At 66.8% G+C, this 13,808-nt stretch carries 10 protein-coding genes; 4 read left to right on the forward strand and 6 right to left on the reverse strand.

Going from position 1 to position 13,808, the window contains the following annotated elements:
• Positions 1 to 41 precede the first annotated feature (41 nt).
• From AC5P7F_RS17495 to AC5P7F_RS17505, 3 genes are read left to right on the forward strand one after another with little or no spacing between them, the layout of a single operon-like run.
• The gene (locus AC5P7F_RS17495; protein WP_014036126.1) at positions 42 to 821 is read left to right on the forward strand and encodes a CvpA family protein; all 780 of its coding nucleotides are present in this window, start codon (positions 42 to 44) and stop codon (positions 819 to 821) included.
• 30 nt (positions 822 to 851) lie between these two features.
• Positions 852 to 2,318, forward strand: a complete 1,467-nt coding sequence (gene purF, locus AC5P7F_RS17500) for an amidophosphoribosyltransferase (protein WP_005408246.1) — start codon at positions 852 to 854, stop codon at positions 2,316 to 2,318.
• Positions 2,319 to 2,327: 9 nt separating this feature from the next.
• Positions 2,328 to 3,152, forward strand: coding sequence for a ferritin-like domain-containing protein (locus tag AC5P7F_RS17505; protein WP_049407161.1), 825 nt, complete (start codon positions 2,328 to 2,330; stop codon positions 3,150 to 3,152).
• Between the two features lie 67 nt (positions 3,153 to 3,219).
• On the opposite strand, the gene AC5P7F_RS17510 is transcribed toward AC5P7F_RS17505, so the two are convergent.
• Positions 3,220 to 4,677: a T6SS phospholipase effector Tle1-like catalytic domain-containing protein gene (locus AC5P7F_RS17510; protein WP_046429116.1), complete on the reverse strand. Its 1,458-nt coding sequence runs from the start codon at positions 4,675 to 4,677 to the stop codon at positions 3,220 to 3,222.
• Between the two features lie 225 nt (positions 4,678 to 4,902).
• Between AC5P7F_RS17510 and AC5P7F_RS17515 the strand changes: the two genes are divergently transcribed.
• Positions 4,903 to 6,156 (forward strand): M12 family metallo-peptidase, encoded by a 1,254-nt coding sequence (locus tag AC5P7F_RS17515; protein WP_014646083.1) that lies wholly within the window; start codon positions 4,903 to 4,905, stop codon positions 6,154 to 6,156.
• 92 nt (positions 6,157 to 6,248) lie between these two features.
• Here AC5P7F_RS17515 and lpxH read toward each other — a convergent pair whose 3' ends face one another.
• The 5 genes from lpxH to ppx all read right to left on the reverse strand — a co-directional run bounded on the left by lpxH (position 6,249) and on the right by ppx (position 13,674).
• Entirely contained in the window at positions 6,249 to 6,995 is a 747-nt protein-coding gene (lpxH, locus tag AC5P7F_RS17520; protein ID WP_032955937.1) for a UDP-2,3-diacylglucosamine diphosphatase, read from the reverse strand.
• Between the two features lie 59 nt (positions 6,996 to 7,054).
• Positions 7,055 to 7,594, reverse strand: a complete 540-nt coding sequence (locus AC5P7F_RS17525; protein WP_032955935.1) for a phosphatase PAP2 family protein — start codon at positions 7,592 to 7,594, stop codon at positions 7,055 to 7,057.
• Positions 7,575 to 8,720: a glycosyltransferase family 4 protein gene (locus tag AC5P7F_RS17530; RefSeq protein ID WP_049407510.1), complete on the reverse strand. Its 1,146-nt coding sequence runs from the start codon at positions 8,718 to 8,720 to the stop codon at positions 7,575 to 7,577. Before AC5P7F_RS17530 ends, AC5P7F_RS17525 begins: the two co-directional genes overlap by 20 nt.
• A gap of 170 nt (positions 8,721 to 8,890) precedes the next feature.
• On the reverse strand, positions 8,891 to 11,830 hold the full coding sequence (locus AC5P7F_RS17535) for a TonB-dependent receptor domain-containing protein (RefSeq protein WP_164077618.1): 2,940 nt from the start codon (positions 11,828 to 11,830) through the stop codon (positions 8,891 to 8,893).
• A 317-nt stretch (positions 11,831 to 12,147) separates the two neighbouring features.
• Positions 12,148 to 13,674: an exopolyphosphatase gene (gene ppx / locus AC5P7F_RS17540; protein ID WP_032955928.1), complete on the reverse strand. Its 1,527-nt coding sequence runs from the start codon at positions 13,672 to 13,674 to the stop codon at positions 12,148 to 12,150.
• Positions 13,675 to 13,808: the final 134 nt, after the last annotated feature.

A 13,808-nucleotide genomic window follows, 5' to 3' on the forward strand; every position in this document is an offset into this window, starting at 1 on the left:
GCGCAGGCCCGTTGCCAGCGCCGCCGAAGGAGCGGGGCGCCATGATCGACGTGGTGCTGCTGATCGTGATCGCCGCCTCGACCCTGCTCGGGATGCTGCGTGGCTTTGTTGGAATCGTCATCGGCACGCTGTCGTGGCTGCTGGCCGCGTGGGCGGCCTTCGCCTTCGGCAACGATGCGGCACGCTGGTGGGCGGCCCCGGCCGCACCCGGCGGCGAGCATTTCGTTGGCGGCTACCTGGGCGTGGGCATTGGCGTGATGATCGTGGTCGCGGTGATCGGCATGGTCATCAAGGCGATGATCCATCGCAGCATGCTGACCAGCCTGGACCGGTTGCTGGGCGGCGTGCTGGGCGCCGTGCGTGGCGGCCTGATCGCGGCGATCCTGGTGCTGCTGGCCGGCTTCACCCCGCTGACCGCCGAACCCTCCTGGAAGCGGTCGGCGGTCCGCCCGGTGCTGAACCCGGCCGTGGCCTGGATGAACGGGAAGCTGCCGCACTGGCAGGTGCCCGGCGCCGATCTGCTGCCCAAGACCTTGCCGACCGACATGCTGTCCCCATCTGCATTGATGGAGCTGGGGAAGAGCGCAGGCGCCGATCTGGGAAAGCCGGGCGCGGCAGGCGATAATGGCATCCTCAACCAGGTAGTGGCGGGCAGCGGATGGCTGCGGCCCGCGAAAGCGGAACAGGGCGACGCATACGATCCGGCCGAAGTGCGCCCGGACGCCCCAGCACTGCCAGACAGTATCGAGCCGGGCGATCCGGCCAATGTCGACCGCAGGCGCGGCGACCACCGCGGCCAGGTACGGCCACCTTCCTTGTAACTGGGCACAGCCCAGCGGAGACTTCGCACCATGTGTGGCATCGTCGGAATCGTCGGCAACCAGAACGTCGCCGGGCAGTTGTATGACGGCTTGACCGTTCTCCAGCATCGCGGCCAGGATGCCGCGGGCATCGCCACGGCCAATGGCAGCCGCCTGCGGGTGCAGAAGGCCACCGGCCTGGTCCGCGATGTGTTCGATGCACGCACCATGTCCACCCTGGAAGGCAGCGTCGGCATCGCCCATGTGCGCTACCCGACGGCCGGCTCGGAAGGCATGGACGAGGCGCAGCCGTTCTACGTCAACTCGCCGTACGGCATCGCGCTGGCCCACAACGGCAACCTGATCAACACCGAGGCGCTGCGCCAGCAGGTGTTCGAGCAGGACCGCCGCAACGTCAACACCGATTCGGACAGCGAAGTGCTGTTGAACGTGTTCGCCTATGAGCTGGAGCAGCAGCGCCAGCTGAGCCCGGAAGCCGCGATCCGCGCGGTGGCTGGCGTGCACCGCCGCTGCAAGGGCGGCTACGCGGTGGTCAGCGTGGTGCTGGGCCTGGGCCTGGTGGCCTTCCGCGACCCGCACGGCATCCGTCCGCTGGTGCTGGGCAAGCGCAGCCATGCCGAGGGCGACGAGTACATCGTGGCCTCCGAGTCGGCCGCGCTGGACGTGCTGGGCTTCCAGCGCGTGCGCGATGTGCAGCCGGGCGAAGCCCTGGTGATCACCGCCCGCGGCGAGCTGTTCTCGGAAATCTGCGCCGAGCCGGCCGAGCACACCCCGTGCATCTTCGAGTACGTGTACTTCGCGCGTCCGGACTCGATGATCGACAACGTCTCGGTGCACAAGGCGCGCATGCGCATGGGCATCAAGCTGGGCGAGAAGATCCTGCGCCTGCGCCCGGACCACGATATCGACACCATCATCCCGATCCCGGATACCTCGCGTGATGCCGCGCTGGAGATCTCCAACGTGCTCGGGGTGAAGTACCGCGAAGGCTTCATCAAGAACCGCTACATCGGCCGCACCTTCATCATGCCGGGCCAGGGCGAACGCGTGAAGTCGGTGCGCCGCAAGCTCAACCCGATCCACCTGGAGTTCCGCAACCGCGTGGTGCTGCTGGTGGACGACTCGATCGTGCGTGGCACCACCAGCCAGCAGATCGTGCAGATGGCCCGTGATGCGGGCGCGCGCAAGGTCTACCTGGCCAGCGCGGCACCGCCGGTGCGCTACCCGAACATCTACGGCATCGACATGCCGGCGGCCGAAGAGCTGGTCGCGCACAACCGCACCGTGGAAGAGATCGAGGCCCACCTGGGCTGCGACTGGCTGATCTACCAGGACCTGGAGGACATGGAAGCGGCGGTGAGCGAGGGCAACCCGGCGCTGCGCAACTTCGATTCGTCCTGCTTCAACGGCCACTACCCGACGGGTATCGAGCCGGGCTACTTCGAGCGCATCCAGCAGCTGCGTTCGGACGACGCCAAGCACAAGCGCCGCGCCTGAGGTCCAGGCGTGGTCGATGTACCCGACGTTGGTGGCGACCTGCTGCGCGCGGCGCAGCGGTGCCTGGCCGAAGCCGACCCGCTGCGCAAGGTCGCGTTGACCCAGGCGTATGCCGCCGCGTTCCGTGCCGGCCGCCTGAAGGTGGCTGCCGATGCGCCGCCGCCGGAACCGATCCGCATGCCTGGCCGGCCGGCACGGCTGGTGCTGGTGCATCCGCGCGAAGTGCCCCGGCGCGGGCTGGGCGGCGTGGAAGGACGCGCCGCCTTCATCCACGCCATCGCCCACATCGAACTCAACGCGATCGACCTGGCCTGGGATGCGGTGTACCGCTTCCGCGGCCTGCCGCCAGCGTTCCATGCCGACTGGGTCAGTTGTGCCGACGACGAATCGCGGCACTTCATGCTGCTGCGCGAGCGCCTGCAGGCGCATGGCCACGACTACGCCGATTTCCCCGCGCACAACGGCCTGTGGGAAATGTGCGAAAAGACCGCGCATGACGGCCTGGCGCGCATGGCCCTGGTACCGCGCGTGCTGGAAGCGCGCGGCCTGGACGTGACACCGGGCATGATCGAGAAGCTGCGCAATGTCGGTGATGGTGAAACCGCCGACGTACTGGAAGTGATCCTGCGCGAGGAAGTGGCGCACGTTGCCGCCGGTTCACGCTGGTACCGCTGGTACTGCGATCGCGCCGGCGTCGAGCCGCGTGCGCGCTTCAAGGCGCTGCTGGTGGAATACGCCGGCGGCTACCTGCACGGGCCGTTCAACATCGAAGCGCGCCTGCTGGCCGGCTTCGACGCCGACGAGCTCGCCAACCTGGTCGAACAGGCCGGTTGAACAAAAGGGGACGGAGGGGATTAAGTCGTTTGTGGCACAAACGACTTAATCCCCTCCGTCCCCTTTTTCATGCGTTGGGCAGCACCACGCGCTTGCCATCCACGGTGGGCCGGTTGATGTAGAACAGGCCGGGACCGGGCCGGTAGGGCAGTTCGCTGACGCCGGCATCGGCGGCATAGGTCAGGGCGGTGTCGCCCAGCGCGTCGAAATTCCAGTGCGCCGACTGCATCAGGTAGCGTCGGCGCAGCAGCGCCTCCTGGGTCTGGGTCAACGCCTGCCCTGCCACCAGCCGCCGTGCGATCGGTTGCAGGGCCGACGGCAGTTCCCAGCCAGGAACCTCGGCAGCGCTGGCGCGCCAGGTCACGCCGGCATCGATGGCATGCTGCTGCATCACCTGCAGCGCGATCAACTGGTAGCGCCAGTCGATGCGCCGCCGCAGTACCACGGCGGCAGTCACGTACAGCACCGGGGACAGCAGCACGCTGCGGCTGCCGGCGCGGCGCTGCTGCTGCCACTGGTGCCAGACATCCACCCACACTTCCTTTTCGTCCACGCCCAGCTGCTGCCGCCAGCGCTCGGCATCGGCCTGCGTTTCAGCGTAAGCCGTGGTGGCCTGCAGCATCGCCAGCGGGGGAATCTGGTAGTCGGCAACGGCGGGGCGGCGCAGCTGCTGGCGACGTGGGCGGCTGAGCAGCTTGGGGCCTTCCTCCAGCTGGTTGTAGCCTCCGCCGATGTTGGCGTGCACGCCGGGCAAAGCGATCTCGGTGAACGGCGGTGCCACCGTGGTCAGTGGATAGTGCTGGCGATGCTCGTCGCGCGCGGTCAACTGCACCACGCGTGCAGCGATGCCACTGGACAAGGCAAGCTGCGGTTGTTCGTCGGCGCGGCCACCACTGACCGCAGCCACGGTATCGAACAGGCCCATGAATCGCAGCACCGGAAGGGCAGGGGCGAAGTCCGGCGTACAGACCAGGCCGGACGACTGCAGCAGTTGCCGCCAACGCGTGGTATCCCAGCCCTGCAGCTGGTTGGCGATATCACGTGCGGCGGCAGCGCCTCGAGAGAACCCGAACAGATCCAGCTGCACGCGACGCAGCGGTTGCCGCCAACGCGTGGACAGTTCTGCAAGCGCAGCCGGCAGCACCACCTGCAGCGCGCGCTGCACCTTTGCGCGGACGCCGCTGGCGCCGATACCGAACGCCAGTCCGATCAGATCGTCGTCGGCGTCATCGCGGGTACCGACACCTTCCACGTAGATCGACAGCGAAGGCGTGGCCATCGCATCGCGGCGGCTGTCCGGGTACAGCTGCTGCAGGCGTGCGATGTTGGTCAGGCCGTTGTCGTAGCTGCTGGTCAGCCGGCTCTGGTAGGTCGAATCATCATCCGCACGCAGCTGCGCCGGGCGCGGTCGCGGCTGCTGTGGTCGACCACGCGCGAGGTTGTGCGCGTTGTTGCGGGTGCCATCGAAGAACAGGCCGATCCGCAGCAAGCCGACATCTTCGTCCGTGTCCTGCGATGGTGCCATGTGCATTCCCCGTCGTGGCTGCGTCACGGTAGCGCGAAAGCGGTGTATTGGCGAAGTGTAGTGACGCTTTTGACCTGACTGAACGCAGATGCGGTCGATCACAAATCCTGACTTTCATTCCACTCGCCTATTGAATTCACACGAGCCGCGCAGGCCATATGGCCAAACCCGGCACACCGGGTCGTGCTGCATCCACGCTGTTCACATCATTCAAGGAGCGACGCAATGTTGTCCAGATCGATTGGCAAAGCGGCAGGTGGCCTGGTGTTGGGTTTGTCGGTGGCGGCGGCCGCGCATGCGGCACCGTTGTTCGAGCCGGTGACGGTCATCAGCCGCGCATCGGCAAACAGTGAGCCCGCGCTGGGCAAGCTGCTGGCCACCCCGTCCACCGCGACGGTACAGGAAGTGCGCGTTGATGCAGCCGCGACTGCACAGCCGCAGCTGGAATTCGAACTGCTCGGCCAGCGCGTGCAGGCCGTGCGCAGCAAGGTTGAAGCGCTGCCCGATGGCGGCAGCATCTGGTATGGCCAGTTCCGTTCGCCCTCGGACAAGCTGACCGCGGCCACCTCCAACGGCCAGGACGACCCCGGCAATTCGCTGATCCTGGTGCGCTCGGGCGATACCATCACCGGCTCGATCCGCAAGGATGGAAAGCTGTACCGCCTGCGCCCGCTGGGCAACCGCCACGTGCTTGTGGAAGTGGACGAGTCGCGGATGCCGGCCGACCATCCGGCCGATTACAACCAGCTGCCGAAGATCCCGATGGGCAACAACGATCGCCTCGGCATCGCGCAGGCGTCGTCCGGCACGCCGGCCACCATCCGCGTGCTGGTGGTGGCGACCAATGCCGCCGTCGCCGCCTATGGCGGCAACATGCAGTCACTGGTGCAGCTGGCCGTGGCCGAATCGAACCAGGGCTATGTCAACAGCAACGTCGGCATCACCATGGAACTGGCCCGCTACGAAACCACCAGTTACACCGAATCGGGCAGCTTCGATACCGACCTGGCGCGTTTCCGTGGCACCAGCGATGGCTACATGGACAGCATCCACACCAGCCGGAATACCTACACGGCTGATGTGGGCGTGCTGCTGATCAACAACACCGCCTACTGCGGCCTGGCCTCGGGCATCGGCTCGACGGCGTCGACCGCGTTCGCGGCCGTGTACTGGGATTGCGCGACCGGCTATTACTCGTTCGCGCACGAGATCGGCCATCTGCAGAGTGCGCGGCATGACATCGCCACCGACTCGAGCACCTCGCCCTATGCCTATGGCCACGGCTACCGCTACGAGCCGGCCACCGGCACCGGCTGGCGCACGATCATGGCCTACAACTGCACCCGCAGCTGCCCGCGCCTGAACTACTGGTCCAACCCCAACATCAGCTACAACGGCATCCCGATGGGCAACGCCAGCACCGCCGACAACCAGCGCGTGCTGGTCAACACCAAGGCCACCATCGCGGCCTTCCGCTGACACTGTCCAGGCGCCGACCAAGGCCGGCGTCTACCCGGGCGCATGCACCCTGCTCTGGTAGATGCCAACCTTGGTTGGCACCTTGCGATCCGTTATTCGCGCGCGAGCGTATCCAGCGTCCAGCCGCTGGCATCCACGCGCAGCACCGAACCCTGTTCGTACCAGTCACCCAGCACGATGCGGGTGCGCTCGCGACCTCCGGCCTGCAGCGTGTGGATCGCCGGCCGATGGGTATGGCCATGGATCATGGTGTCCACGCCATGGCGCACGAAGGTGGCATCGACTTCGGCCGGGGCCACGTCGGTCACCGACTCGAACTGCGCACGATCGTCCTGCTTCATCTCGGACTGGCGCGCCTGGCTGGCTTCGCGCGCCTTCTGCGCGAACGCGATGCGTGCGGCCAGCGGCTGCGACAGGAACTGCGCCTGGAATACCGGGTCGCGCGTCTGTGCACGGAACTGCTGGTAGGGAATGTCATCGGTGCACAGCAGGTCACCGTGCTGCAGCAGCACCGCGCGGCCGTACAGTTCGATCATGCACGGGTCGGGCAGGATGCGCAGGCCGGCACGGCGCGCGTAGTCCTCACCGAGCAGGAAGTCGCGGTTGCCGCGGATGAAGTACACCGGCACGCCGCTGTCGGACAGCACCTTCAACGCATCGGCCACCGTGTCGGCGGCGGGCGAGGGCGTGTCGTCGCCGATCCAGGCCTCGAACAGGTCGCCGAGGATGTACAGCGCATCGGCGCCGGGCGCCTGCTCGCGCAGGAAGCGCAGGAACAGGTCGGTGATCTCCGGACGGCTGGGGTCCAGGTGCAGGTCGGAAATGAACAGCGTGGTCATGCCCGCATTCTAGGCCATCAATGATGATGGTGGCGCCGGGCCTTGCCTGGCTCCGGTCGTCACACCGGCAGCGGCAGCCAGGTCAGGCTGGCCGAAGCCAGCACGATGGCGATGGCGGTGGCTGCCAGCACATCGGAAGGATAGTGCAGGCCCAGGACCACCCGCGACAGTGCAACGCCACAGGTGAACGGCACCAGCAGCGGCGCCAGCCACGGGTAGTAGGCCAGTGCCACGATGGTGAACGACACCGCATGCAGGGTGTGTCCGGAGGGGAAACTGAACTCGTCCAGCGGCGCCACCCAGGCGCGGATGCGCAGGTCGGCCGCGTAGGGCCGCGGGCGCCGGGTCCAGCGCTTGAGGACCTTGTACAGCAGCAGCGCGGCCAGGCCCGTGGCGGCCATGTGCACCGAGGCGCGCAGGCCGTCGAAGCCGTCCAGCACCACCAGCGCGGCCATCAGCACGTACCAGAACACGCCATCGCCGAGCCGGCTGATGACCGCGAACAGGCGACGCACGCGGCGCCGCCGGCAGTAGTGGTTTGCGCGCCGGCACCAGCGTGCTTCGCGCCCGGCCAGCAGCTCAAGCGGCGTAGTGCGCATGGCCGTTCCTCCGCGACTGTGCCAGTTCGGCCAGCAGTGCATCGAACTCGGCCACCACCTGTTGTGGATGCAGGCGCTTCATCGCGCGTGCGGCATTGCCGCCCAGTTCGCGGCGCTGCGCGTCATCGGCGGCCAGTCGCACGGCGGCCTCGATGAACTGATCGTCGCTGTCCACGGCTGCGCCGTTCTCGCCATTGCGCAGGTACTCGCGCGCGGCGCCGTAGTCGAAGGCCACGGTGGCCACACCGCTGGCCATGCTTTCCAGGGTCACGTTGCCGAACGTCTCGCTGCGGCTGGGGAACAGGAACAGATCGCCGCTGGCGAAGTGCCGGGCCAGCGCATCGCCGCGCTGGATGCCACAGAAGATGAAGTCGGGGTTTTCATGTGCCAGCTTCTCGCGGGCCGGGCCATCCCCGACCCACACGAAGCGTGCCTTGGGCCGGATCTGCTGCAGCCGGCGGAATGCCTTCACTGCCAGGCCGAGGTTCTTTTCAGCAGCGATGCGGCCGACATAGATCGCCACCAGGCCGTTGCCATCCACGCCCCATTCCTCGCGCAGCGCGGGATCGCGCCGTCCCGGATCGAACTGCTGGCTGTCCACCGCGCGGGCCAGCAGGCGCACGCGCTCGAAGCCCTGTTCGCCGAGGAACTGCTGCAGCTCGCGGGTCGGCACCAGGGTGGCATCGGCCTGGTTGTGGAAACGGCGCATCCAGCGCATGGCTGCGGCCTGCAGCCACGCCACGCCGTAGTCGGGCAGGTACTCGTCGAAGCGGGTGTGGAAGCCGCTGGCGACCGGAATGCCGAGGCGGCGCGCAGTGCGCAGTGCCGACCAGCCGAGCGGACCTTCGGTGGCGATGTAGACCGCATCCGGGCGTTGTTTCTGCCAATGGCGGCCCAGCCGGATCGGCGCCGGCAGTCCGAAACGCAGGCCGGGGTAGCGGGGCAGGGCGGCGCCGGGAACCAGCAAGGTGCCGGGTGCCGAATCCAGCGCTTCGCTGGACTGGCGGGGGCGGACCAGGTCGATCTCGTGCCCGGCTGCGCGCAGACCTTGTTCCAGCCCCTGCACGGTGAGGGCGACGCCGTTCACTTCCGGTGGATAGGTCTCGGTGACGATGGCATAGCGCATGGCGGGCCTCCGGGTTTCCGGCATGCTCGGGCCTGGCGATGTAGCCGACATGACCGCTTTGCGACCATCAGATGACGGTGGCGCCGGCCAGCGCCTGGGCGCGGCGGCCAATAAAAAACCACGGCCCCGAAGGGCCGTGGTTGTCGTGCTTCACGTGACAGCGCGATGGATCAGAAGCGCTGCTGGTACTTCATGTAGACGAAGCGGCCGATATCGTAGCCACCGTAGTACGAGAAGGCCGAGTTCGGCTTGGTGTACATGATCGGGCCGGTCTTCTCGAACACGTTGTTGGCACCGACCGAGACGGTGGCATCCCACGGCAGCGAGTAGCGGAACTGCACGTCGTGGAAGGTGACCGAACCACGCTCGTTGTAGTTGCGGGCACCCTTGTACCACGGGGCGTACACGCCCGGATCGGAGCACTCGTCCGGATAGGCACGGATGTCCACGCACTGCTCCTTCACGCCGGAGTAGTAACGCGCGGTCCAGCTGACGCCGAAGTTGCCCAGGTCCCAGCCCAGCACCAGGTTCGAACGGACGCGGAAGTTGCTGCCGATGCCGTTGGAGACGGTCGGCACCACCGTGCTGTCGTTGGTCGAGCGGAACTCGCTCTTGCTGACATAGGTGGTGGCCCAGCCGGCGTTGAACTTGCCGACGCTGGTATCCAGGCGGTAGTTCAGGTCCAGGTCGTAGCCTTCGGTTTCCATGAAGCCGGCATTGCGGCTGCCGAACTGCAGGGTATCGACGATGCCGGCGGTCGGGCCGGTCGACTTGTCACGGGTGAAGCGCTGGCAACGTGCGTCGATGCCCTGCTCGTAGCAGTCGATCAGGATCTGGGTCGGGCTGTCGGCAACGATGGTGTTGTCGATGCGGATCTTCCACCAGTCCAGCGAGGCGTTGAAGTTCTTGATGAAGCTCGGACTCCAGACCAGGCCCAGCGTCTTGCTGGTCGAGGTTTCCGGGGTCAGGTCCGGGTTGGAGCCGGACACGAACGGCACCGGCGTCGCGTCGACCGAGGTGGCGACCGGCTGGTTGCCCTGGCGCAACTGGCGGAACGTCGCGGCGTTGGCAATGTCACGGGCGCAGCGGGCACGCACCTCGGCGCTGGTGCGCGAGGAGCCGAACTGCACGTCGCACGGATCGCTGAACTGGGCGAAGGTCTGCGAGCCGCCACCGTACAGATCGCTGATGGTCGGGGCGCGGAAGCCTTCAGCCCAGGTACCACGGACCAGCAGCTGGTCGAACGGCTTCCACTTGAAGCCGAACTTGCTGTTGAGCGTGTTGCCGAAGGTGTCGTAGTCCGAGAAGCGGGTGGCGCCGTTGAAGGTCAGTTCCTTGGCACCCGGCAGGTCCGCCAGCACCGGCACGTTGATTTCCAGGTACGCCTCGTTGACCTTGTAGCCGCCACCGGTCGGGCCTGCGGCCAGGTTGGTGGTGGCGCCGGCCTGCGCCAGCGGATCCGGACGGTACTCACCGGTCTCCTTGCGGCTTTCCACACCGAACGCGAAGCCCAGGTCGCCGGCCGGCAGGGTCACGATGGAACCGGCGATGTTGGCGAAGAAGTTCTTGCTGGTGGTCTTGCCGGTGGTGACTTCCGGCGGGAACAGCCAGGCCTGCAGGTCGGCGTTGCCATCGATGCCGTTCGGATCGATCGTGCCGTACGGCACCAGCGGGTTCCACGGCTTGCACACGTCATAGGAGATCGGCGCGGCAGCGGTGCCGCACTGGACCTTGCCGGTGGCCGCATTGTAGAACGACGGGCCGACGCCGCCGGCGACGCGCGCCTTGTGCAGGTTGCCGGTGGCAATGGTTTCCAGCTCGTTGCGGTTGTACTGGTAGCCCGCTTCCCAATCGAAGTAGCGGCTGCCGATCTCGAACGAACCGTCGAACGACGCCACTGCGCGGTAGGTCTTCAGCTCGCTGGTGGTCACGCGCGGCACTTCCCAGGTGCGGCGGTTCCAGGCCACGGCGGTCGGGGTGGCGTAGCCGTGCTGGCGGCCGAACGGGTTGAAGTAGCTGTCGATCGACATCGAGCCCACGCCAGCGGTGCTGGACTGCAGCGGGTAGCCGGCGATCTGGCGCACGGCCTTGCGCTTGTTGTAGCCCAGCTCGGTGCGGAAGTTGACGTTGTCGGTGATCTTGAAGCGGCCGTCGAAGTACACCGAATCGCGCTTGAGCGGGAAGTTCAGGTGCATCTGCTCGTTGGCGTTACTGACGTCGCCGGTGAACGCCGACGGATCGGTGATGTGGTAGTTGGCCGGGTTGGTCGGGTCAGCACCGCGGTTGAGCGAGTAGTTGCAGCCGCTGGCAGTGGTGCAGCCCGGGCGACCCTTCAGGCCGGTGAACTGGCCCCACTGGCTGATGGTGGTCCAGTTGGTCAGGTTGTCGGCATGGCGGTCGGTCAGGCCGTACGCGCTGAAGCCACGGTCCTTGGCCCACACCGCCTTCTCTTCGGCATGTTCGGCCGCGACGGTCAGCGAGATGCGGTCATTGCTCCAGCCCGCCACCACGTCGAAGCGGTCACGCGCGCCGTCGCCCTGGCTGAACTGGCCGTGGTAGACGTTGGCGGTCACACCGGTGACATTGGAACGGGTGATGATGTTCACCACGCCGGACATGGCATCGGAACCGTAGATGGCCGACGCGCCGTCCTTCAGCACTTCGATGCGCTCCACCGCCGAGACCGGAATCGTGGAGATGTCCTGGTAACCGGAGGTGCTGATGCCCAGGCGCTTGCCGTTGATCAGCACCAGCGTGCGCTGGGTGCCCAGGTTGCGCATGTCGATATACGAACCACCCGCGTTCTCACCGGCGGTCAGCGCGTTGGCGCGGCTGATCGCCGGGCTGCCCATCGCAGTGACGTTCTGCAGGATGTCGGCGACCGAGCTGAAGCCCTGCTGCTCGATGGCCGTACGGGTGATCGCGAACACCGGCTGGGCGGTTTCCACGTCCACCTGGCGGATGCGCGAGCCGGTGATCTCGATGCGGTCGAGGTTGGTGGGCGTTGCGTTGCTGCCGTCCTGGGCAAACGCGGGCAGGGCGGCCAACGTTGCGGTGGTAGCCAGGGCATAGCGGATGGCCTGCCCCAGTGCGGTGGTGCGTGAAGTCATGGCGAGCTCTCTCTCTCAGGTCGTGCACAAGACGCCAAAGTGGGCGTCGAAGGAGCCAGCTGGGTTGATGACCGAGCCGGTGACCCGATAGTAGTCTCGTTAGTTAATGCTCTGTAAAGAGTTCGTATCGATTTATGTCACGGGACACCCCCATCCTTCACAAAACGTGAACAAAAGCAGGCGCTTACGTGAGAGGTGCGATACGCGATACGGTGCCGTCGTGATGCGAAGCAGCACAAAAAACCGCCAGACTGCGCAAAGTGGGGGTGCGAAGTGCGTCACTCCTGCTGTCCTGTGGACAACAGGCGACGGCGTATTCAGGCTACGAACGGACGGAACTGGATGCCCAGCCCGGCGATCCCGTCGGTCTCGCCGATCAGGTCGGCGCGCAGCAGCGGACGGGCATCGATGAATGCCTGCGGCACGATCAGCGACAGCCGGTTGTCGTCGGCGGTCAGTTCCAGCGCCGGCAGCGGGTCGTCCTCATGCGCGCGGTTGAGCAGCACCGCCAGCCGCAGCAGGGCCGCCAACCGGCGCGCGGTCAGCAGCAGTCGCTCGGGCAGGGCGTCGAAGGCGGTCTTGGTCACGCTGCGGCGATGGCTGCGCACCAGCGCGGCCAGCATCTGCTGTTCCTGGCGGGAGAAGCCGGCGATGTCCGAGTGCTCCAGCACGTAGCTGCCATGCACGTGGTAGCCGCTGTGGGCAATCATCAGGCCCAGTTCGTGCAGGCGTGCGGCCCAGCCGAGCATGCGCGCATCATCGGCATCGAGCTTCCAGCGTTCCTGCACCTGCTCCAGCAGTGACAGAGCGGTGTCCTGCACGCGGTCGGCCTGTACCGTATCGATACCGTAGCGCTGGCTGAGCGCGGCCACCGATTCATCGCGCAGGTCGTTCTCGCCGGCACGGCCGACGATGTCGTAGAGGATGCCCTCGCGCATCGCGGCCTTGCTGACCAGCAGCTTCTGCAGGCCAAGTGCCTGGAACGCCGCTTCCAGCACCAGGATGCCGCCGGCGATGATCGGGCGGCGGTCGCTGGACAGGCCCGGCAACTGGATGTCGTCGATCTTCTTGGCCTTCAGCAGCTCATCGCGCAGTTGCGGCAGGGCCTCGGCGGTGATCGCACCCTTGCTCAGCTTCATCGTCGCGCAGATCTCGCTGATCGCCTTGTGCGTGCCCGAAGAACCCAGCGCCTCCTGCCAGCCCAGCGCGCGGTACTTGCTGGCGAAGGGCTGGAACTCGCGGCCGATCTCGGCCAGCGCGTCCTTCCAGCGCTTCTTGCTGAGTTTGCCGCCGGGGAAGAAGCGCCGGGTGCTGGCGATGCAACCGGCCTGCAGGCTTTCGCGCTCCAGGGTCTGCATGCCCATGCCGATGATGAATTCAGTGGAGCCGCCACCGATGTCGATCACCAGCCGGCGCTGGCCGGGCTTGGGGGGTTGCGCGTGGGCCACGCCCAGGTAGATCAGGCGGGCTTCTTCGCGGCCGCTGACCACTTCGATGGCGTGTCCCAGTGCAGTTTCGGCCGGGACCAGGAACGACTGGGGAGAACGCAGCTGGCGCACCGTGTTGGTGGCCAGCGCGCGCACCCGATGCGGCGGCACATTGCGGATGCGCTGGCCGAAACGGGCCAGGCATTCCAGCGCGCGCTGCCGTGCGGCGGAAGACAGTCCGCCTTTGCCATCCAGCCCGTCGGCCATGCGCACCGTCTCGCGAAGGCGGTCGATCACCCGCAGCTGGCCGAGCGTGTAGCGCGCGATGACCATGTGGAAACTGTTGGAGCCAAGGTCGATGGCGGCCAGCAGGTCGCCATCCTGCAATGCGGGCGGAGTCGTGGAGGTATGCGGCATGGGCGAATGTTAGCCGAAGCGGCGGTGTGCTCGTCACCGCGCGGCCTTCACATTTTGGAAGGAGGCGTGCAGCAGGATTGCAAGGGGTCAGATCCCTTTCCCGCAGGAAAGGGATCTGACCCCGGGCGACCGCT

This window comes from Stenotrophomonas sp. YJH_SMC_105-26 (assembly GCF_059368915.1).